Origin of the sequence: Vibrio casei, from assembly GCF_002218025.2 — a bacterium.
Taxonomy (GTDB): domain Bacteria; phylum Pseudomonadota; class Gammaproteobacteria; order Enterobacterales; family Vibrionaceae; genus Vibrio; species Vibrio casei.
The window spans coordinates 1,051,461-1,072,797 of sequence record NZ_AP018681.1; the positions used below are offsets into that span (position 1 = coordinate 1,051,461).

The following is a 21,337-nucleotide window of genomic DNA, read 5'->3' on the forward strand; positions in this document are numbered from 1 at the left end:
AGGTAACAGTAAAAGCTGTTACCAGAATCTGTTCATACTGTATTTTTCTAAACTTAAGAACTGCTGAAGGTGGACTGAATCTTATCGCAAGCTTTGTCTAAAGCGGTAGATAGATAAATAGATGCGTGACTGAAGATTTGCCAATCTATACTCAGAGTGTACCCTAGGCTAAGTAAATGATTATCTTGATAACCATATAAGGAGAGTCGAATGAAAGAGATCCCTTTAGGATTTGTCTCAGGTACGGTAGTAAATCGAACCGACTGGGCTGCACATTTATTTTCACTTGAGGTTCATGCGCCAGCAAGCGCTTTTCCCTCCCCTCCTTTTATCGCCGGCCAATTCAGCAAACTTGCTGTGCAGGATGAAGAAGGTGAATGGGTGAGACGCGCTTATTCCATGGTCAACAAACCTTGCATTGAAAGCGATAAGGCCATCTTTGAATTCTTAGTCATTGAAATCCCGGATGGTAAATTAACACCTTTACTTGGACAACTCAGCCAAGGTGATGATGTTTTGGTTGGTACATTACCCTCAGGATTCATGACATTAGAAGAAGTACCAGAAACTGCTAAAGATTTATGGATGCTTTCCACTGGCACTGGTATTGGCCCTTTCATCTCCATATTAGAAGAGATAGAGCAATGCAAACGATTTGAACACCTGATTTTAGTGCACGCCGTTCGGACCAAAGAAGAATTGGTCTATAAAGATAAGATAATGAGCCTATTGAAACAGTATCAAGGTAAATTACGTTATGTACCGATTGTTTCGCGCGAACCGGTTTCTGGCGCGCTATCCGGTCGCATACCTCAACAACTGCAGACGGGTGGGCTTGCCACAGCGGCACATGTCCCTTTAACCGAACAAGGCAGCTTCTTTTATTTATGTGGTAACCCAAACATGGTGCATGATACTCGCGATGCATTGCAAATCATGGGTTATAAAAAACACCTAAGACGTGAAGCTGGCCATTTCAGTTTTGAAAATTACTGGTAATCGTTCGCTCTGAACTCAAAAAATGCGCCTATCTGCTATAGGCGCTTATGTACTATGGAATGGCGCATGTCTGGCTATCAACTAGATTAAAAGTATTCATTTACATTGAAATACGTCATCGACTCATTATCACCAACCCCACCGAGTAATAACCTGCATCTAATTGCAATAACCAACCAGGTATAAAAAGACAAAAAAACAAGAATACAAGTCAATTTAAAATGTTACAAAATGAAATAAATGTAACAATTAAAATACCATTACCCATTATATCAAGCACTCTTTCAATACCAATTGAAAAACAAAAACCTTGAATACCCAGAGTGGGAATATCAAATAACAACTTCATAATAAAACAATTAAATTCAATCATTATATTTGAAATATATGATTTCACATTTAAGAACCCCCTGTCACAAAACTGAAATCTAAACACGCTAACGTAAGCAATGAAAACACATTTCCTTACAAATTTCAGGATGGAAAAATGAAGAAATACGCTTTCCTTTTAGCTTCGTTAGCAATGGCATCGGCTTCAACTATGGCAGCAACCACCATTAATGGTGCTGGTGCAACTTTCCCTTATCCGGTTTATGCAGACTGGGCGAAAGTGTACAACCAAGAAACGGGTGTAGAGCTTAACTACCAAGCGATTGGCTCAGGTGGTGGTATTAAACAAATCGAAGCTAAAACCGTTGACTTCGGTGCATCGGATGCGCCTTTAAGTAAAGAAGAATTAGACAAAAATGGCCTCGTTCAATTCCCTGCTGTAATGGGATCAATTGTTCCGGTTATTAATGTTAAAGGCGTTAAAGCAGGTGAGCTGAAACTTTCAGGCGAAGCACTAGCCGATATCTACCTTGGTAAAGTGAAATATTGGGATGATGCCGAAATTAAATCACTTAATAGTGGCCTAACACTGCCTCACCAAATTGTGATAACAGTCCACCGCTCAGATGGTTCTGGTACGACTTACAACTACACAGATTACCTACAACGCGCAAGCAAAACGTGGGCAGGTCAAGTGGGTATGGGTAAAGAAATTGCATGGCCAAAATCGGCGACAGGTCTTGGAGGTAAAGGGAATGCAGGTGTTGCAAACCTAGTAAAACGTACACCAGGCGCGATTGGTTATGTTGAATACGCTTACGCTGAGCAAAACAGTCTTGTTTACACTCAAATGAAAAACAAAGATGGCAACTTTGTGAAACCAGAACTGGCCTCATTCCAAGCAGCAGCAGCCAATGCAGATTGGAAAAATGCACCAGGATTCAAACTAATGTTGAATGACCAGCCGGGCGCGAAATCATGGCCAATGACAGCGGCAACCTTCATCTTAATGCATAAAGAGCAAGCTAACCCAGAAACAGCGCAAGAAGTATTGAAGTTCTTCAAGTGGGGTTACAAACACGGCGATATCGCCACGAAGTTAGGTTATGTACCAATGCCTGCAAACGTAGTTGATATGGTTGAAACCATGTGGTCAAAAGACATTAAGTCGACAGATGGTAAAGCGGTTTATACCAAATAAGACAAAATCATGACTAAGGGTGATGCATAACGGCGTCGCCCTTTCGTCATTAAATATACCTGTCTACTTTGGATATAAAGATTTGGGTATAAAGAAATTGATAACAGGATAGAACATTGAACGTGCCGAATATCGAGATGTCACAACCGCCAAGAAATACAAAGCCTAAGCATATGTCTCCAAAATTCTTTACGCATAATCGTGTAGAACGTTTATTCCGTCGGGCCAGCTTTACCAGTGCAATTTGCATCATGCTATTGATGACCGCGTTATTTGCTTCTTTAGTTGGAGGCGCGTGGCCTGCTATTTCTCAATTTGGTTTTGGCTTTATCACTAGTACAGATTGGGATCCGGTTAAATCCTTGTTTGGTGCAGCCAATGCACTGTACGGTACGATTGTCTCCGCGGTCATTGCGGTATTACTGGCAACCCCAATTGGCATTGCGATTGCCATTTCATTATCAGAACTTATTCCTAAATGGGTCGCAAAACCTATCAGTATTGCCATCGAACTACTCGCCGCAGTACCAAGTATTATTTATGGTATGTGGGGTTTATTTGTTTTTGCTCCTTGGTTCTCTGAAAACGTACAACTGTGGTTGCTGGATCATTTAAGTGAAATCCCTGTGATCGGTAATTTATTCAGCGGTCCGCCTATTGGTCTTGGCTTACTTACTTCAGGCATCATCTTAGCCATTATGATCTTACCTATTCTCACTTCATTGATTAAAGATGCACTCGCCACCGTACCGAATGTATTGCGCGAGTCTTCTTATGGCATCGGCGCACATTCTTATGAAGTAATTTTAAAAGTCTTATTACCTTCTATTAAAAGCTCTATTTTAGGCGCATTTATTTTAGCTCTTGGCCGTGCATTAGGGGAAACCATGGCGATTACTTTCGTGATTGGTGGCTCGCAAGACATCAATGCCTCTTTGTTTATGCCAGCCACATCGATTTCTGCCACCATCGCAGAACAATTTAATGAAGCAACCAACCCGCTGCACCTTGCCTCTTTGCTAGAACTTGGTCTCGTTTTGTTTGTTATCACTTTCATCGTCATGGGTTATGCCCGTATTCAACTTAGAAAAGGGAACCAATAATGACTCGTTCTCAATGGCGCACTGTTAAAAGTAAATGTTTCCGCGGCCTTTGTTATGGAGCGACCGGACTGGGTTTACTCATTCTATCTATTATCGTTTACAGCTTATTGTCTAAAGGTTTACGTGGATTAAACCTGTCTACTTTTACCGAATCAATGCCAAGCCCAGGAGGTGAAGGTGGTCTTGCTAATGCCATCGTCGGTAGCTTGATGATAAGTATCGTAGGTATTGCCATCGCGATCCCTATTGGTCTATTAGCGGGAACTTGGTTATCTGAATATGGTAAAAACTCAAAACTGGCAGATACGATTCGATTTTTAAATGGCATGTTAATGAGCTCGCCATCTATCCTCATCGGTTTATTTATCTATGAAATTTGTGTCAAACCAGCAGGCAGTTTCTCTGGTTGGGCTGGTTCATTCGCGTTAGCCGTGATTGCCCTGCCAATGATCATTTCAACCACTGAAGAGATGTTGAAGTTAGTGCCTAAAAGTATTCGTGAAGCCGGAGCAGGTCTTGGTTTACCAAAATGGCGCGTCACCTTATCACTTAGTTACCGCAGTGTTGGTGCTGGAATTTTGACCGGTGTGTTGCTGTCATTTGCTCGTATTTCGGGTGAAACCGCACCACTGCTTTTTACCGCACTGAACAACACTTTTATGTCACTTGATATGAATGGCCCAATGGCAAATTTACCTGTCACTATCTACCGACTCGCCATGAGCCCTTATGATTCATGGAACGACCTTGCTTGGACCGGAGCATTAATCATTACGGTTGCAATTTTACTGCTGAATGTGGCTTCTCGGGTACTGCCGACCATGCTTGCAAAATATGCACAACTTAAACACCAGAAGAAGCAAGGATAAAATCATGAACGAGACTGCATCGACGGTTATCAATCATCCAGCCATGATGGCACCAAAGAATATGAATATAAATCAAAAGACAGAAACAATAGTAACGCCCAAAATAAATACTGAAAAGTTATCAAAACGCATGGATATTCAAGGATTAAATTTCTTTTATGGCGAAGGCAAACAAGCGCTTTCAGATATTAACCTGCCTATTTATGATAATCATGTCACCGCCATTATTGGAGCTTCAGGCTGCGGAAAATCAACACTACTTCGCACCATGAACCGAATTTATAACCTGTATGATGAGCATTATGCAGAAGGTAAGATCACCCTTGATGAAGACAATATTCTCAGCGCAGAAACCGATATTTACGGACTTCGCAGCAAAGTTGGCATGATATTCCAAAAACCAACGCCTTTCCCAATGACAATCTATGAAAATATTGCTTTTGGTATTCGTTTAAAAGAAAAAGTCTCGAAAAATGAGATGGACGATCGCGTTCAAGATGCTTTAGAACATGCTCGTTTATGGAAAGAAGTGAAAGACAAACTTCATACCGATGCGATGGGATTATCTGGCGGTCAGCAACAACGACTATGCATCGCTCGTACCATCGCATTACAACCAGAAGTGATCTTGATGGATGAACCCACCTCGGCGTTGGATCCAATCGCGACATTAGGTATTGAGAAATTAATCACGAAATTACGAAAAACCTTCACCATAGTAATCGTGACGCATAACATGCAGCAAGCCAAACGTATTTCCGACTTCACCGCTTTTATGCATTTAGGTGAACTAGAGGAATTTGGTCAAACTGAGCAAATTTTTAATCGTCCAAAACAAACTATGACTGCTGAGTACATAGGTGGTGAGTTTGGCTAACTTTCCTAACTAACATTGCATCACCAATAAGCTATGTTGCATTTTAAGTTTAGGACAAAAATAAAGGCCACAAATAATTTAATATTTGTGGCCTTTATTTTTTACATAAAAAGAATTACTTTTCCCAACACTCTTCTTCAATCTGAGCTAGAGCCTTTGCAGCTTTCAATAAAGCAGGTAAAAATTTAAGAGCCTCTTCGGGCTTAACCCTTATCACTGGAGCTTGAATCGCCAAGCCTAAGTTTGAATGACCCACCGAGGACGGCACTAATACCGCGATACACACCAAACCCGGTAAATACTCTTCATTATCGATGGCATACCCTTGAATTTTAGCGCTTTCAACATCTTTTTCTAAAAGAGAAAAGTCGGTAATCGTCTTGCTAGTGTATTGCGATAAATCAGTATTTCCAATTAATCGGCTTCGTTGAGATTTCGACATATGCGCTAGAAACAGCTTCCCTGACGCTGAACAATGAACCGGTACCCTCGAACCTGGATGTAAATAAAAGCGTAATGGTGCATCGGTTTCAACACGATCTAAATAAATAATTTCGCCGCCAGATAAAGCCGTTAAATTACAGTTTTCACCCACTTCTTCTCTGAGGTTTTTCAAAATCGCATGTCTTGCGCTATGCATAGTACTGTTTAACAATAAATTTTCAGCTAATTTACGCAACCTCACACCAGAGCTGTAATGCTTATCATCGCCATCTTTTTGAATGATTCCGGCAGACTCTAATTGTTGTAACATTCGATGCAATGTTGGCTTAGGAAACCCTGTTTCTTCAACCAAGCCTTGTAATGAAATAAACTCATCTTTTTGAGCGATTACCTCCAATAAAGAAAACAATCGTAACGTAGGTGTCTCTTTTTGTTGCTCTAAATCGTCATCCATATCGTTTCTCTTTTCAGTCTCTTTTATTACAAATTGTATCTCTGTATCAAAATAATTTCCATTTATTGAATAAAAATTGATCTTTTCATGTTAACAACATAACATAAAATCAATTTATGGAATAAAACATTCCGAAAAACGGAGTTAAAATGAAAGTTCTTGATCGTATTATTCAAAAAGCCCAGAGCCAAAATAAAACCATTGTATTAAGCGAATCTCAAGATAATAGAATATTGCGAGCGGCTTCAATCATCACTGAACGCAAAATTGCTCGCATTATATTAATAGGAGATGAGTCGACTATTCAAGAGATGGCTAAACGACACCATATAAACTTAAACGGTATCGACATCATCAATCCCAACACGTCGCTATTAAAAAAAACCTTTAGCCAACATTTTTTTGCATTAAGGAAACACAAAGGAATCACATACGAGCAAGCTGAACAACAAATCACCAACCCACTTTACTTTGCTAACCTTATGGTTCACACAGGATTAGCCGATGGTACCGTAAATGGTGCGATATACACGACTCCGGATGTAGTGCGAGTCGCCATTCAAATCGTCGGGATGCACGAGAATAGCGACCTAGTTTCTAGCTTCTTTCTTATGATGCTATGTAAACCATTCCATAATTTACAGGGCGGTTTAATTTTCAGTGATTGTGGACTTGTCGTCGATCCTAATACTAAGCAATTAGCAGCAATTGCTATTGCTGCCGCTAACAGTGCCCAATGCCTATTAGAAGTAGAACCAAGAGTCGCAATGCTATCTTTTTCGACGAATGGAAGTGCGAAACATGCAGCGGTTGATAAGGTCATTGAAGCGGCGAAACTCGTGCAACAACAATATCCTCACCTCGCTATCGATCAAGATGTTCAACTTGATACCGCACTCGTCACTGAAATAGCAGAACGAAAATTACCAAGCTCGAAAGTTAAAGGTTTATCAAATGTGCTCATTTTCCCTAATTTAGAAGCTGGGAATATTGGCTATAAGTTAACAGAACGATTAGGCAATGCCGTTGCAATTGGCCCATTACTGCAAGGGCTAAAAAAACCAGCAAACGACTTATCCCGAGGGTGCAGCGTGGAAGATATCATTAACGTCGTTGCCGTTACCGCAGTACAAAGCATGGATAATCATTAATGTCTGAAATACATATCTTTCAATTGACTCAAAAGACCATCTTATGCTGGAAATAATCGACTTGATTTTTGTTTTAATCGCCATCAGCTTAGGTGCTTATTTTCAAACCATAACCGGTTTTGGCCTCGGTATTATTGTTATTGGAATTTGTACCTTATTTAAGTTAGCACCTATTTCAATCATGGCTACGGTCGTAAGTATTATCACGCTTCCAAATTGTCTCAGTGCACTTATTGGTAAAAAAATTGAGTTCGATAAATCACTGTTTATAGCGATTATTTTAGGGATATTTCCTGGCACATTATTTGGGATCTACCTGCTAAATACCTTATCCGACTCTGCTACAAATCTATTAAGTGGTGCTTTAGGTTGTATGATTTTATTCTCAAGCTTAACCTTCATTTTTCATCCTAAAATCAATCAACGACCGTCAAAGTGGGCATCTTTTGTTGGTGCAGGCTTTGCCTCTGGATTTTCTGGTGGCTTATTTGGAATGGCTGGCCCCCCAGTTGTTTATCATTTGTATAAACAGCCAATGGCAATTGAAACCATTCGAACACTCTTATTATTAATATTCACTTGTACTTCTTCATCACGTACTCTCATTGTTTACCTACAAGGTGACTTAACTCAGAATATTTCTATTTTAGCGTTAATTGCAGTGCCACTTGTTTATATTGTTACAATGTTAGCTCGAAAATATCCCCCACCATTCAAAAGTACCACATTACGAAAAATCGTATTTATCACCTTAGTATCGATAGCGATTCAATTAATTATTAAGTTTTTCTTATATTATGCTTAATATATTTTTCTATTTTTAACTGAACCTAAGCCATGCTAAAAATAGTTTAACTGGCTTAGGCGTCGTTTAAGACTTAAAACGAGTTGATTTGACGAGTATAATAACCAACTGCGATCACTTTGTTATCAAGCACTCGATAAAGTGTCGATTTCGTTTCCACTTTTCCTGATGTAGGATTCACCCAACGATAACGATATTCACCCCTACCCTTTTCTTTCGCTTGTTGTAAAAGCATAGCTAAGGTGGATTCATTATCTGGTTCCAAAACCTCTGAAGCTAACTTACCAACTAACTCAATAGCGACGCCATGAGCTAAGAATTCACCCGTATTAATATCCAATACAAACACATACAAGTCGCCCTGTACAAATTGTCCCTTATGATCATTAAAGGCCTTCAAGCTTTCACTTTCATTAACCACCATCGATCTCATCGCTTTATCAAGTAAGGCTTCAGCTTCCACTTGTGTCGAACGGGCCGGATTGTAACCAACGGCAATAATGATATTGTCAACACGAGTATAAAAAGTACGTTTAGGTTCTCCTCCTCTCTCGACTGGATTGGTCCAATAATACTCAATCGCATTCACCTTATCGTTGGCTGCAGTATCAATCATTTGTTGAAAGAAAGGCTTTCCATGTGTGTCCAATGTATTCGTTACATTAGAGCCCACCAAGCTAACAGAGGCCCCTCCACTGGCTAAGAAAGTGCCAGAAGTATTAAGCGCAAAGACATAGAGATCCTTATCAATAAACTTTTCTTGTTTCGAAAAATCAACTACAGCCTCAACGCCTTGATTTTTAATATGATCAACAGCTTTAGTTAATAATACTTTCACTCTTATCTCTCGAGGACTTTCACTATACGGAAGTGTTGTATTTAGTACATTAATGGCTTCAATATTATTATTTTTTGCAAAAACTATATTTATATTCATTAATACGAGAAATAAAGTGCTTATTACCAATATTATTTTGGGTTTATTCTCCATCATATAATTCCTCATCAATATCCCATTACCGAAGGTAGCCATAAGGTAATTTGTGGAAAGAAAGCAATTAAGAACACACCAATTATCGATGCCAATACAAAAGGATGTATTTTAGCTGTGATCTGTTCAACCGTAGAGCCACCAATACCTGAAGCAACAAAAATATTTTCACCTAGCGGTGGTGTGGCAAAGCCGATAGATAATACGCACACAATAACAATACCAACATGTGTAGGGTCTGCTCCAAGCATGTACATAATAGGTAAAAGAACAGGAACGATAATCATAATAGCAGCCAATGTTTCCATAAACATTCCAATAAACAGTAGTAAACCAATAGTAATAGCCCAAACTAAATACATATTATTCGTAAAACTTAATAAAGACTCCGCCACTACGACTGGAATCTGCTGTTCAATCAATAATCGACCAAATACTGTTGCTGCAAATAAAATCAGCAATACACGCCCTGTTATCCAGGTGGTGGTGGTTAAAGATTTCATTACACTATTAAACGCCAATTCTCTATGGATAAAAATACCGACAAATAATGAATAAAATATCGCAACAATTGCCGATTCAGTCGGGGTGAACATCCCAGAATAAATTCCGCCTAAAATCAACAATGGAGCTAATAATGACCAAATGCCTTTACACAGCGATTGTCTTACCTCTGAAAGGGACCAGGTTTCAGTTAAGCCCTTATAACCTTTTCTTTTGGCAATAATATAATTTGTAACAATTAAAGTTAGAGCCATTAATAACCCTGGAATAACCCCAGCGATAAACAGTTTAGGGATAGATACCGATGCAAAAACACCATATTGTGCAATCGCTTCTGGAGGTGGCCTAAGCCCCATGGCAGAAATACCAAAAATAACAATCGGTATAGAGGGCGGGATAATAATACCCAAGCCACCTGACGCTGCAGTCACAGCCGATGCATAACTTTTATCATAATTACGTTTCACCATAGCCGGTATCATCAACATCCCAACAGCCGCTGTTGTGGCTGGCCCAGAACCCGATATGGCACCAAAGAATAAGCAAGCAATAACCGTGGCAGCACCTAACCCACCTGTCACTGGGCCAGCTAAGCTTTCTGCGATATCAACCAACCGTTTAGAAATACCTGCGGCTTCCATTAATGCGCCAGCTAAAACAAATGCGGGCAATGCCATTAGCGGAAAGTTACCCACCGAAGTAAAAGCTATCTGAACAAGTGCTATCGGGTTTTTATCTAAAATCATATAGGCTGCCATCGATGCACCGGCTAAAGAAACCGTAATAGGTGCGCCTAAAATTAACATGACCAAAAAGCCACCAAAAAGTATAAGTGTTAGATATTCATCCATTTTATTATCTCTATTTTTTTGAATTTTTAGCCGTAACTTTCTTTAATTCAGCCGTTTCAATATCTTCGATTTCAATACCTTTAAATAATCTTTCATAATTGTTCCATAAAATACGAATAATCATTAATGAAAAGGCAATAGGTAAAATAAAATAGAAATACTTCATAGGAATACCCGTAGTTTGAGATTTCCAAAATAGATTCATCTTATTAAATACAAAGTCATAACTTAAATAGACAAAGTAACCATTAAATAATACCCATAGACCATCTGCGATAGTTTCACTTATTTTTTTTACTATGGGTGGAAAGAAATTAAAATGAAAACTGACTCGGTTATGTGCTGAATATTTGGCAGCAACGACAGCACCTAAATATGCAAACCAAATAAACATATAGGTTGCAACTTCATCTCCCCAAGGTATTGAATAGCTAAAAAACTGTCTTGAAATAATCTGAATAAAAAGAAGCATGACAAAACTGGCAAGTAATAAACAACATGTATATTCTTCAATATTATTTAAATGCTTCTTGACTAATTTTACGACTGACATACAGCCTCCTGCTTTACCATCATGATGAATGCCATGAAAGTGACATAAACATCCGTGTTGTAGACCCAAGTAACGTCAAAAGGCGAGTTTCAACGAAAATAAAACAAACGTTAAACAAGATAAATTGAAGCCATTTAAGTTTCAGTCTGTATCAGCTCAATCGTAGTATTAAACTGAGTGGGCATCATTAAACTGTCACACTCAGAATGTACTATTAAGTCTGAGGAACCTCATCGTTTGTTTAACAGGAGAAAATATAAAGCTCTCCAGCTAAACCTTGGTAAATTAAATTGAAGACAAGGAATGACTAACGACCTAACGCCTTTAACACATGATCGAACTTATCTTTACCACCAATACTTCCATAAAATTTAGGCCATACATTCTTTTTGATCGCATCTATCCATTCTTTTTCGCCATTGGCAGGCTCAACAAACACCATGCCTTTTTTTTCTAAATCATTACGGATGCTACTTTCTGTATTTTTAAGAAACGTAAAGCTATGAGCTGTTGCTTCTTTGCCTGCATCCAAGATCATTTTTTGTATATTTGGAGATTGTTGCTGAAAGACAGATTCACTAATAATTAGAGGCTCTAAAGAGAAAATATAGCGAATATTTGTCACGTATTTTTGTACTTCATTAAACTTCATAGCATAAACTGTCACATAGGGATTATCTTGCCCATCAACGACCCCTTGTTGCAATGCGGTAAAGGTTTCTGACCACGCCATTGGAGTTGGGTTGACCCCCCAAGCTTGATAAGAGGCAATCATAATTTCATTACGAGGAACTCTTATCACCATACCTTTTAAATCCGCTGGTGATTTTACTGGTCGTTTTGAATTAGTGAGCACTCGGAAACCAGAATATGCCCAACCAATAATACGCACTCCAGCATCTCGTATTGTGTTATCGGTTAATTCTTTACCAATCGGACCTTGAGTTAATAGTTTTGCTTCATCTGCGCTTTGAATAAGATACGGCATCGTTAACACACCTACCGTAGGTGAAAATGGCGTTACGTTATTAATAGCCAATACCGAAAAATCAAGTAAGCCAATCGCCGCATCATTTACTGTGTCTTGCTCATTTCCTAATTGGCCATTCGGAAAAAGATCAATCTTCACCTTTCCTGCCGTTTTTTCTTTCATCATCTCAGAAAACTTCGTCGCAAGCTCCCACTGTGTACCACCCGCAGCGTCACCAATAGCCATTTTAAAAGTTTGTGCAAACACATTACTGGACATTAACGTAATGCTAACAGCTGAAAAAATAGCCATTAATTTTTTATTATTCATAGTCTTAACCTTTTTATAATAGAGTACATCATGTACATTTTTGGTAGTAATAAGACCTGGTACAACAATCCTGGTCGTCGATCTTCCTAATTGAAATTCAAACCATTTGTAATAAATGATTAAACATTGATCGGTGTCCGTTACAGCACTTCATCTTTCAATGAATACCAACGGTATAGAAATGTTTGCCCTAACCTTCTAAAGGGAGCAAAAGATTCCGATTCAATCATCTCTCGAATATTCGGAAAAGGTAACTTTGATTGAAATATAGGTAAATCCAAAGAGTGTCCTTCTCCAGCTATCCATTGCGCTAATCGTTTACCAGCTTGCGCCGAATACATCACACCATTACCGCCATAGCCCATCGCATAGAAAATGCTTTCATTAGGGTTAGGCTGGTAAATTCTTGGCATCATGTCATGGCTTACATCCACCCACCCCCACCAAGAATAATCCACTTGAATACCTGCTAATGATGGGAACTTCCGAGTTAAATCGGAACGTAACATATCTTCATATTTTTTCTTTGGCGCATTCTTTCCTGTGATCGCACTACGCGTACCAATTTGGATTCTATTATCAGGAAGTAAACGATAGTAGTGGCGTAAAATACGAGTATCCGTTAATACTTGATGTGTTTTAAAATTGCATGTTTCAAGTTCTTGAACGGTTAATGGTCTAGTTACCATTGAGTTTGATAAAACCGGCAATAAGCGATTCTTGGTTTCTTTATGCAAATTTGGTGACGTATAACCACCAGTACATACTGCTACAGAACTCGCTTTAACCGTTCCTCCTGGCGTTTTTAAATAATGCACACCTTTACGAGTTTCCCAACCAAGTACCGGACTTGCAGGGTGAATTTTCACCCCTAACGCACGCGCTTTATTAATATAGCCAAAGGCTAATTTTCCTGGATGAATGCCAATGCCTTCCGGTTCATGCATTGCCCCAAATGCTTCCTGATCATCAACAAACTGACGTTTTACCGTCTGAGCATCTAATATCTGAGCATCGTAATCAAAAGTGTCACGTAATAACTTGGCTTCTTTTTCTAAGCCTCCCATAACTTTTGCGCGGTGAGCAATATAAAGGTGCCCACCCGGTTGAGGTTCACAGTCAATATCTTTAATCAGATCTTTAAACGTCTGCATACCATCAACACACTCACGGTGCATTTTTAATTGCCGTCTCCAAGCCCCAACGTTCAATCCATTGGGAACGCTTGAGCCGCCCTGATGCACATTGGGCTTGGCCACCATTGCGGGTACTGCACCCCCAACTCACACGGTTTGCTTCTAGTATAGTGGCCTTAATACCATACCTTTCAGCCAAATGAATCGCGGTTGTTAAGCCTGTAAATCCAGAACCAATAATGACAACATCAGCATCCGTATCACAAATAATTGGCCCATCATCTGCTGGCGGCTCACCTGCAGTTCCAACCCAATAAGTCGGGGCATATTCTTTGCCATGGCCAGGGTTTTTATCTTTTAGTGGATCATAAGCAGGATCATAAGCCTCCTTTGAAGGAGTAATAATAGAGTTAGAATCTTGAGATAAATCCACGTTATTAAGATTAGAATTATTCATCACATTATTCATTTTTCACTTCCTAAATTCACACTAGACGAATTAACCTCAGCTTGGCTGAATCGCAGGTCTGTTTTTACGATAAGCGTTTTTGACAAGTATTTTTCCACCTTTCAACGTAAACACATCAACCATACGTGCTTCAATTCGACTTCCATCAGGATTAGTTGCGGTAAAGGTTGATTCTGATACCGCGCGATCACCACACACAAAGTGCATTGGATCTTTCCATGCCACGTCTGGAAAATTTGTCCATACCGCAACAAAACTTTCTCTTACTGATTCTTTACCTTGAAAAGAACCCCCTAACTCTCCGTTTCCACCAGCAGTATGGAATACACAATCATCGGCCATAAAAGTCATTAAGGCGTCAATATCATGATTATTCCAAGCATCACTAAATGCTTGTAAAAAGTTCACATCTATTTGATTTACTTTATTTTCCATATCCATTTTCATTCTCCTTAAATATTTAATCAAAATCGAAATCAGCATGATATTGCTTGCTATATTGACTCAATTTTTTAATCGACGGGGACATAGCCATATTGAATCTTTCAATTTTCTCTTGTCGTTCATCTATAAATCTTTCAAATTTAGAATTGCTTATTAAAAATCTTGTTAAGGTAGATAAATTTACTGTGTCATCATTTAGCTTAAACCCATAATCAACTAATTCATCTAATATCCTTACTCGAGAGGAGTTTGAAATATCAATCATAATCAGCTCGTCACTATTTATAAGTTCTTCTTCTAGAGGCAATATTTTATTTTCAATGCTTTTCATTATGGGATGAATCGTGCACCAACGTTGGGCATCTTTATCCTTAAACGTAATATCCGATACTCGGAACACAGCTGTTTTATTCAATATGGATGGCGTCATCTCCATATCAACATTCCGACTTTGGTCTGGGTTAAGAATATAAACGACTATATTTTCATGCTGAGGCTGACAGGCAAGCCATAGCGCTACAAGTGGATTTTCAATCCATTCCATTAAACGAGTAGGTAAGCCTTCATCCATCGCTTCACACAATAGTGCCCATTTATTTGTTGTTAACACATGATCTTTATATTGAACCATTGAAGATAAAAGTTCATTTTCAGTCATCGAAATATTGATAAACTCTGGACGAGCAATAGAAGGTAACAAATCAGGTTGATTGTAACTCGGACCACGAAATAATAATGGGATACTTGAACATTGAATATCATCAATAGCATTAATATATGAATTTACTGACTTTATTTCTTTTATGATTTTCATAATCAACCCTTATTAATTCAATACAAAAGAAACTCTTATATATTAAATATATTAATTTATTCACCTAATCACTCTAGTGATTATTTCAATAAAAATTAGACTAATACCTAACTTAATTGTTTAAAATATTAATAACAGATTTCAAAACGAAAACTTTAATCTAACGCACTATCAATTACTTTTATTGTTAGTAGCATCACGCAATTAAGTGATAAGTCGCACCCAACTAAGCCAGTTAGATGCGACAGTTGCATTAGACGAAATCTTTATATTTATCTAAAAATCTAACAGGAGTAGATAATGCATCTCGACGGAATGGGTCACCCAATTCTTGCGTACACATGATTTCAATAATCGTTGTTTTTCCTTCATTCATTTGCATGTCTATCGCTTTTTTCAAGCTTGGCCCAACGTCTTCAAGGCGATCAACCGTGATTCCCTCAGCTCCCATTGCCCGAGCGATCTCCGCAAAACTTTGATTGTCCAATTCACCCGCAACAAAACGGCGATTATAAAAATCCACCTGGTTTTTCTTCTCAGCACCCCACTGTCGGTTATGGAAAACAACTGCCGTCACCGGAATGTTATGGCGCACGCTGGTCATGGTTTCCATTAAACTCATTCCCCATGCACCATCCCCTGCATAAGAAATAGCAGGACGATGAGGCGCTGCCACTTTGGCACCTATAATAGTTGGGAAGGCATAACCACAGTTACCAAAACTCATTGCAGCAAAGAAGCTACGAGGCTTTTCAAAACGTAAATAACTATTTGCGATTGAGTTAATATTGCCGATATCCGTTGACACCATAACGTCTTCTGGCATGGCTTTTTCTAACTCACGTAACACTTGGCGTGGGTGTAAATATTCACCTCCTGAAAATGGCGTTTCGTTCTTATTTTGTTCAATCATATCTAAGCTAAACGGATCCCGCTCATGGGTCCATTCATCTAGCTCTTTCTCCCACTGTGCTTTTTCAGCAGCCACTTTATCTAACCGATGTGCACGATTTTCATCGCAATCAAGAATACGGTCTGTTAAACGTTCCGTTAATGCCACTGCGGAAGCCTTCGCATCTCCACAAATACCAACGGAAATTTTCTTAACAAGACCAAGCATTTTATTGTCGGCATCAATTTGGATAATTTTGGCGTTTTTCGGCCAATAATCCATACCATGTTGAGGTAAGGTACCAAATGGCCCTAAACGCGTACCTAGAGCAATCACCACATCCGCTTGTGCCATCAGTTTCATAGCCGCTTTTGAACCTTGGTAACCTAACGGACCACACCATAATGAATGGCTTGCAGGAAAAGAATCATTGTGTAAATAACTATTTACCACTGGAGCGCCTAAACGTTCGGCTAGTGCAATACATTCTTGTACAGCGTCTGCCATGACAACACCACCACCAGAAATAATGACTGGAAACTTAGCATGAGCAAGTAGATCAGCAGCTTCATTTAACGAACGCTCACCACCTGGACCTCGATCTAATCTTGCTGGTTGTGGGATTTCAGTTTGAATTTCACCGTAAAAATAATCACGAGGAATATTCAGTTGGGTAGGCCCCATCTCACTCATTGCGCGATCAAAGCAGCGACCAGTATATTCCGCCATTCGTGCTGGATGCGTCACATGACCTTGATATTTAGTAAATTCTTGAAACATTGGCAATTGCTGACATTCTTGAAATCCACCTAATCCCATGGTAGTCGTGCCAGTTTCTGGAGTGACAATAACTACTGGACTGTGGGCCCAATAAGCAGCAGCAATAGATGTAACACAGTTACTAATTCCAGGGCCATTTTGCCCAATCACAACACCATGTCTCCCTGAGACACGAGAGTAACCGTCAGCCATGTGCCCTGCACCTTGCTCATGCACGACAGGAATTAGACGTATGCCTGCAGGCGCAAAAATATCCATAGCATCCATAAAAGCAGATCCCATGATACCAAACATATCAGTGACATCATTCGCCACTAAAGTTTCAACAAAAGCTTCTGAGGGTGTCATTTTAGTTGTGCCTGAAACAACCGTACGTTTTTCGTTCTCGCTCATTCTACTTCTCCTTGGAATTGTCATCATTTCCATTTAATGCAACACATTGTTGGATTTTTTATTCGTCTTTACCTTAGACGTCACTTTTTCCTTGGTCAAAAAATAATTAAATTAATGGAACATTTTATTCCATTATTAACTAATTGATCACATTTTTGCTGATTTTCTGTACAATAAATATCGTTTATTGCGTACTTTCAAGTAGAGAATAAACACCAGGTTCAGGTGAGGATGTCGAGAGTCGACACATATAAGGAAGTACCTAAAATGATTCAAAATCACATACCGTTAACGACACAAATACCAGTACGAGATCGATTTGGTATAGATAGCGACCTACTAGTTCCTAGTTTTATAGAAAAGAGCGACCTTGTACCAAGTATCGATGAAACCTATCAATTTGATCCGGAAGTCACACTGGCTATCTTGACGGGCTTTGCTTTTAATCGCAGAACATTAATTCAGGGTATGCACGGAACAGGGAAATCCTCACATATTGAGCAAGTCGCAGCTCGACTTAATTGGCCATGTTTAAGAATTAACTTAGACGGGCATTTAAGCCGCCTAGACTTAATAGGAAAAGACACCATTTCATTAAAAGATGGATTACAAGTTACCGAATTTAAATCTGGAATACTGCCTACTAGCCTTCAACGCCCAATAGCATTAATCTTTGATGAATACGATGCTGGCAAACCTGATGTCATGTTTGTTATTCAGCAATTATTAGAGAAAGATGGGAAATATACGTCATTAGAGCAAAATAAAGTGATCTCTCCCCATCCTTTATTTCGTTTGTTCTCTACTTGTAACACCGTTGGTTTAGGCAATATTTCTGGCTTATATTCTGGTACACAGATCTTAAACCAAAGCCAACTTGATCGATGGAATATCATCGCAACATTAAATTATTTATCACCTAACCACGAAGCAAAAATTATCTTATCAAAAGCGCCTCATCTAGATAATGATAATGGCCGACAACTGATCGATAATATGGTAGCCATGGCAGGTCTCACCCGACAAGGCTTCGCTAATGGTGATATTTCGACCTTAATGTCACCAAGAACGGTGATTACATGGGTAGAGAACCTTATTTTCTTTAAACATATTGGCACCGCGTTTAAATATTCATTTCTAAATCGCTGCGAAGAAATGGAAAAACCAATTTTAACCGAATACTTCTTACGTTGCTTCGATCAAGAAATTGATCATTTTAACGATTAATCTCACAGGGGAAATCGGATGACTAATCGAACAGCAATTCAAAAATCCTACTTAGATCAGTGTCTATCTGCAGCTAGAGCGATCTGCCAAGTTAGCAATCTCACTTATCAGGGACAGCGATTTTATGTCGGGGATCAACCACTTTACTTTTTGGCGGTGCATGTCAATGACTTGAGTTTTCAGTCTCAATACCACATGGAAAATGATCGATTAAGTCTACGAGGAAAAGCGGATTCTATTGCTTTAAGGTTACAACACTCAGACCAAAGAGTGCACTTTAAAAATCGTCCAACACCAGACATCGCACGCCTCATTTTTGATTTTTGTGAACAAGTCAGAGTCGAAAGGTTAGCCCCCGTAACTCTACCGGGCGTTATGACCAATGTGAGTAATAACTTCTTTTATTGGTGTCAGTATCAATACCAAAATGGTTTTACTGAAACGAGAATTGGAATGCTTATTTTTACCTGCTTATTAGTCATTCGATGCCGGTTGTTTGGTGTGCCTGTCCACCATGATTTTGATGCTTTAATAGAATCAACCCGTATGGGGATCGTCCCTTTAATTGGTGATGAACTTTTTTCCTTACCAAAATGTCTTTTTAATCAAGAAGAATACGCACACCATGCCTGCCAATTAGCAAAGAAAATACAGCTTATTATTGATGAACAACAAACACAGCATGATGAATCATTACAAAACAAATTTGACGATGACATTAAAATATTAAAACAGGTCGCTTTAATGGTCGATGGTGAAATTGAAGAGAAATATTTACAAACATTGATTACAGAACAAAGCAAAACCAAAGACACGACTCAAGAAAAATATCAAATTTTCACTCAAGAATATGACCAAGTGGTCCAAGTCGATACGTTAGTAAGAAAGGTTCAACTAGATAGTTTTCGTGTCACGTTAAATACGGAACTTCACCTACAAAATATTCCTCATTATCGTTTAGCATCAATACTATCAAATACAATAAAAACACCAGAAAATACTGGACAAGTTTATCAACAAGAGGAAGGCATTGTTGATGCGAGATCTCTTCACCAACTGATCACAAACCCCATGCAAAGGCAGATTTTTTATCAACCGACGCTGCAACCAGTTAACCACTGCTCAATTAGTTTACTGTTAGATTGTTCTGGCTCTATGCAAAGGCATACTTCAAGAACAGCCATGATCATGGACACTTTATTAACTGTAATGGGTTTGTCATATATTCCTAACGAAATCCTCGGCTTTACCACTCGCCACTGGAATGGTGGACAATCTTATCAATCTTGGCTGAAGAAACCGTGGTTAAAGAAAAAAAACTCAAATCCAGGCAGATTAAATGATATCCGGCATATTATATTCAAAGCAGAAAATACGCATTGGCGTAAGGCAAAACATTCTATTGCGGCATTAAAGAAAGCCGATCTATTTAAAGAAGGAATCGATGGCGAAGCCGTAAATTGGGCTTGCCAGCGATTAAAGAACCAATCATCTGAACGAAAGATTCTTGTCGTTATTTCAGATGGATGCCCAATGGATACTGCCACAAACTCAACCAATCATTCACTGTACTTAGATAATCATTTAAGGAGCGTCATTTCTCATTGGAAGAACAATGAATTGATAGAAATATATGGAGTCGGAATTGGTGTTGATCTTAGCGCTTATTATGCTAAAAATATGATTATTGATAATCATGAAAATGATATTTTTACTATTTGCCGAAAAATCATCCAACTATTCAGGTAACCTTATTATTTGTCCTATTTATTTTTTAGATTAATACTACCTGTCATATAGCTTTCAAATTACTGTAACACAACTGTCATATTTACTCCTTAGAGTGGCACTCGTCAACTGAACAACTTAACGGCATGAAGCCACTAAAGGATAAAGGTATGAAAAAAACAGTAATAAGCACTCTAGCCATTCTTGGTGCACTTAGCGCAAACCCAGTATCAGCAAAAGAAACCATTTCTGCGGTAGGTTCAAGCAGTGTTACCCCGTTAATGGAAGTGTTTGCTGAAACGTACATGAAATCAAATTCAGATGTATTTATTGAAGTACAGGGTCCTGGTTCTTCCGCTGGTATTAAGGCCGCAAAGAACAACTCTGCAGACTTAGGTATGTCTTCTCGTGATTTAAAAGCAGAAGAAAAAGAACCTACTTTGAAAGAAGAAGTGATCGCTCGTGATGGTATTGCAGTGGTCGTTAACCCTAAAAACACACTTAAGGGATTAACGTCTGAGCAAGTAACCAAAATCTACAAAGGCGAAATCAATAACTGGAAAGAAGTGGGTGGCGAAGACAAACCGATCGTTGCGATTACTCGTGATACCGCTTCAGGTACTCGTGGTGCATTTGAAGACATAATGGGTCTTAAGATGAAAGTAAACGATATTAAAGTATCAGCAATTTCTCAACGAGCTCAAGTAGCAAACGGCAACGGTGGTCTAAAAACCATGGTAGCAAGCAACCCATATGCAATCGGTTATATATCTTTAGGTACTGTTGATAATACAGTCCACCCTCTTGCGATTGATGGTGTTGAAGCTAGTGTCGCTCACGTGAAAGATGGATCATACAAAGTTGCTCGTCCTTTCTTAGTGCTTTACCACGAAGGAAAACCAACACCAACAGCACAAAAATTCCTTGATTGGATGCTAACCAAAGATGCACAAAAATTGGTTACTTCTAACGGCTACATCGATATTCACTAAGCAACACTTTTTATTATTGCTCAGCTCGTA

General features: G+C 38.9%; 18 protein-coding genes and 1 pseudogene. 10 read left to right on the top strand and 9 right to left on the bottom strand.

The window, feature by feature from the left end:
- Positions 1-210 precede the first annotated feature (210 nt).
- The 5 genes from VCASEI_RS17740 (at position 211) to pstB (ending at position 5,379) form a co-directional block, all read left to right on the top strand.
- Entirely contained in the window at positions 211-999 is a 789-nt protein-coding gene (locus VCASEI_RS17740; protein ID WP_086960139.1) for a ferredoxin--NADP reductase, read from the top strand.
- Between the two features lie 487 nt (positions 1,000-1,486).
- Positions 1,487-2,530, top strand: coding sequence for a phosphate ABC transporter substrate-binding protein PstS (gene pstS / locus VCASEI_RS17745; protein ID WP_086960138.1), 1,044 nt, complete (start codon positions 1,487-1,489; stop codon positions 2,528-2,530).
- Positions 2,531-2,703: 173 nt separating this feature from the next.
- Positions 2,704-3,633 carry a phosphate ABC transporter permease subunit PstC gene (gene pstC / locus VCASEI_RS17750; RefSeq protein ID WP_086960257.1) on the top strand — a complete coding sequence of 310 codons (930 nt, stop codon included), beginning with the start codon at positions 2,704-2,706 and terminating at the stop codon, positions 3,631-3,633.
- Positions 3,633-4,502 (top strand): phosphate ABC transporter permease PstA, encoded by an 870-nt coding sequence (gene pstA, locus VCASEI_RS17755; RefSeq protein WP_086960137.1) that lies wholly within the window; start codon positions 3,633-3,635, stop codon positions 4,500-4,502. The genes pstC and pstA overlap by 1 nt, the downstream gene beginning before the upstream one ends.
- Before the next feature lie 4 nt (positions 4,503-4,506).
- Positions 4,507-5,379 (top strand): phosphate ABC transporter ATP-binding protein PstB, encoded by an 873-nt coding sequence (gene pstB / locus VCASEI_RS17760; RefSeq protein WP_374700988.1) that lies wholly within the window; start codon positions 4,507-4,509, stop codon positions 5,377-5,379.
- A 115-nt stretch (positions 5,380-5,494) separates the two neighbouring features.
- On the opposite strand, the gene VCASEI_RS17765 is transcribed toward pstB, so the two are convergent.
- The gene (locus tag VCASEI_RS17765) at positions 5,495-6,277 is read right to left on the bottom strand and encodes an IclR family transcriptional regulator (RefSeq protein ID WP_086960136.1); all 783 of its coding nucleotides are present in this window, start codon (positions 6,275-6,277) and stop codon (positions 5,495-5,497) included.
- A gap of 149 nt (positions 6,278-6,426) precedes the next feature.
- On the opposite strand from VCASEI_RS17765, the gene pta reads away from it, so the two are divergent.
- Together pta and VCASEI_RS17775 are read left to right on the top strand one after the other, a co-directional pair.
- Positions 6,427-7,428, top strand: a complete 1,002-nt coding sequence (pta, locus tag VCASEI_RS17770) for a phosphate acetyltransferase (protein ID WP_086960135.1) — start codon at positions 6,427-6,429, stop codon at positions 7,426-7,428.
- 46 nt (positions 7,429-7,474) lie between these two features.
- Complete coding sequence (locus tag VCASEI_RS17775; RefSeq protein WP_089111058.1) at positions 7,475-8,233, top strand: sulfite exporter TauE/SafE family protein; 759 nt, start codon at positions 7,475-7,477, stop codon at positions 8,231-8,233.
- Positions 8,234-8,306: 73 nt separating this feature from the next.
- On the opposite strand, the gene VCASEI_RS17780 is transcribed toward VCASEI_RS17775, so the two are convergent.
- From VCASEI_RS17780 to xsc, 8 genes and pseudogenes are all read right to left on the bottom strand, one after another.
- Complete coding sequence (locus VCASEI_RS17780; RefSeq protein WP_086960134.1) at positions 8,307-9,224, bottom strand: cache domain-containing protein; 918 nt, start codon at positions 9,222-9,224, stop codon at positions 8,307-8,309.
- A 14-nt stretch (positions 9,225-9,238) separates the two neighbouring features.
- The gene (locus VCASEI_RS17785) at positions 9,239-10,579 is read right to left on the bottom strand and encodes a TRAP transporter large permease (RefSeq protein WP_089111043.1); all 1,341 of its coding nucleotides are present in this window, start codon (positions 10,577-10,579) and stop codon (positions 9,239-9,241) included.
- Positions 10,580-10,589: 10 nt separating this feature from the next.
- Complete coding sequence (locus tag VCASEI_RS17790; RefSeq protein ID WP_089111042.1) at positions 10,590-11,132, bottom strand: TRAP transporter small permease; 543 nt, start codon at positions 11,130-11,132, stop codon at positions 10,590-10,592.
- A 307-nt stretch (positions 11,133-11,439) separates the two neighbouring features.
- Positions 11,440-12,414, bottom strand: coding sequence for a TRAP transporter substrate-binding protein (locus tag VCASEI_RS17795; RefSeq protein WP_226983348.1), 975 nt, complete (start codon positions 12,412-12,414; stop codon positions 11,440-11,442).
- A gap of 158 nt (positions 12,415-12,572) precedes the next feature.
- Positions 12,573-14,025, bottom strand: a pseudogene (locus VCASEI_RS17800) (NAD(P)/FAD-dependent oxidoreductase).
- Between the two features lie 48 nt (positions 14,026-14,073).
- Positions 14,074-14,478 (bottom strand): nuclear transport factor 2 family protein, encoded by a 405-nt coding sequence (locus tag VCASEI_RS17805; RefSeq protein ID WP_086960130.1) that lies wholly within the window; start codon positions 14,476-14,478, stop codon positions 14,074-14,076.
- Between the two features lie 19 nt (positions 14,479-14,497).
- Positions 14,498-15,295: an FRG domain-containing protein gene (locus tag VCASEI_RS17810; RefSeq protein ID WP_086960129.1), complete on the bottom strand. Its 798-nt coding sequence runs from the start codon at positions 15,293-15,295 to the stop codon at positions 14,498-14,500.
- A gap of 253 nt (positions 15,296-15,548) precedes the next feature.
- Positions 15,549-17,360 (bottom strand): sulfoacetaldehyde acetyltransferase, encoded by a 1,812-nt coding sequence (xsc, locus tag VCASEI_RS17815; RefSeq protein WP_086960128.1) that lies wholly within the window; start codon positions 17,358-17,360, stop codon positions 15,549-15,551.
- Positions 17,361-17,627: 267 nt separating this feature from the next.
- Here xsc and VCASEI_RS17820 point away from each other — a divergent pair, with 267 nt between their 5' ends.
- The 3 genes from VCASEI_RS17820 (at position 17,628) to VCASEI_RS17830 (ending at position 21,307) form a co-directional block, all read left to right on the top strand.
- Complete coding sequence (locus tag VCASEI_RS17820; protein ID WP_089111041.1) at positions 17,628-18,587, top strand: AAA family ATPase; 960 nt, start codon at positions 17,628-17,630, stop codon at positions 18,585-18,587.
- Positions 18,588-18,605: 18 nt separating this feature from the next.
- Positions 18,606-20,336 carry a cobaltochelatase CobT-related protein gene (locus tag VCASEI_RS17825; RefSeq protein WP_089111040.1) on the top strand — a complete coding sequence of 577 codons (1,731 nt, stop codon included), beginning with the start codon at positions 18,606-18,608 and terminating at the stop codon, positions 20,334-20,336.
- 149 nt (positions 20,337-20,485) lie between these two features.
- Complete coding sequence (locus VCASEI_RS17830; protein ID WP_086960124.1) at positions 20,486-21,307, top strand: phosphate ABC transporter substrate-binding protein; 822 nt, start codon at positions 20,486-20,488, stop codon at positions 21,305-21,307.
- Positions 21,308-21,337: the final 30 nt, after the last annotated feature.

What these genes read in the sequence shown, in the direction of transcription:
- VCASEI_RS17740 (WP_086960139.1), top strand. Translation starts at nt 211, where the DNA reads ATGAAAGAGATCCCTTTAGGATTTGTCTCAGGTACGGTAGTAAATCGA.
- pstS (WP_086960138.1), top strand. Translation starts at nt 1,487, where the DNA reads ATGAAGAAATACGCTTTCCTTTTAGCTTCGTTAGCAATGGCATCGGCT.
- pstC (WP_086960257.1), top strand. Translation starts at nt 2,704, where the DNA reads ATGTCTCCAAAATTCTTTACGCATAATCGTGTAGAACGTTTATTCCGT.
- pstA (WP_086960137.1), top strand. Translation starts at nt 3,633, where the DNA reads ATGACTCGTTCTCAATGGCGCACTGTTAAAAGTAAATGTTTCCGCGGC.
- pstB (WP_374700988.1), top strand. Translation starts at nt 4,507, where the DNA reads ATGAACGAGACTGCATCGACGGTTATCAATCATCCAGCCATGATGGCA.
- VCASEI_RS17765 (WP_086960136.1), bottom strand. Translation starts at nt 6,277, where the DNA reads ATGGATGACGATTTAGAGCAACAAAAAGAGACACCTACGTTACGATTG.
- pta (WP_086960135.1), top strand. Translation starts at nt 6,427, where the DNA reads ATGAAAGTTCTTGATCGTATTATTCAAAAAGCCCAGAGCCAAAATAAA.
- VCASEI_RS17780 (WP_086960134.1), bottom strand. Translation starts at nt 9,224, where the DNA reads ATGGAGAATAAACCCAAAATAATATTGGTAATAAGCACTTTATTTCTC.
- VCASEI_RS17785 (WP_089111043.1), bottom strand. Translation starts at nt 10,579, where the DNA reads ATGGATGAATATCTAACACTTATACTTTTTGGTGGCTTTTTGGTCATG.
- VCASEI_RS17790 (WP_089111042.1), bottom strand. Translation starts at nt 11,132, where the DNA reads ATGTCAGTCGTAAAATTAGTCAAGAAGCATTTAAATAATATTGAAGAA.
- VCASEI_RS17795 (WP_226983348.1), bottom strand. Translation starts at nt 12,414, where the DNA reads ATGGCTATTTTTTCAGCTGTTAGCATTACGTTAATGTCCAGTAATGTG.
- VCASEI_RS17805 (WP_086960130.1), bottom strand. Translation starts at nt 14,478, where the DNA reads ATGGATATGGAAAATAAAGTAAATCAAATAGATGTGAACTTTTTACAA.
- VCASEI_RS17810 (WP_086960129.1), bottom strand. Translation starts at nt 15,295, where the DNA reads ATGAAAATCATAAAAGAAATAAAGTCAGTAAATTCATATATTAATGCT.
- xsc (WP_086960128.1), bottom strand. Translation starts at nt 17,360, where the DNA reads ATGAGCGAGAACGAAAAACGTACGGTTGTTTCAGGCACAACTAAAATG.
- VCASEI_RS17820 (WP_089111041.1), top strand. Translation starts at nt 17,628, where the DNA reads ATGATTCAAAATCACATACCGTTAACGACACAAATACCAGTACGAGAT.
- VCASEI_RS17825 (WP_089111040.1), top strand. Translation starts at nt 18,606, where the DNA reads ATGACTAATCGAACAGCAATTCAAAAATCCTACTTAGATCAGTGTCTA.
- VCASEI_RS17830 (WP_086960124.1), top strand. Translation starts at nt 20,486, where the DNA reads ATGAAAAAAACAGTAATAAGCACTCTAGCCATTCTTGGTGCACTTAGC.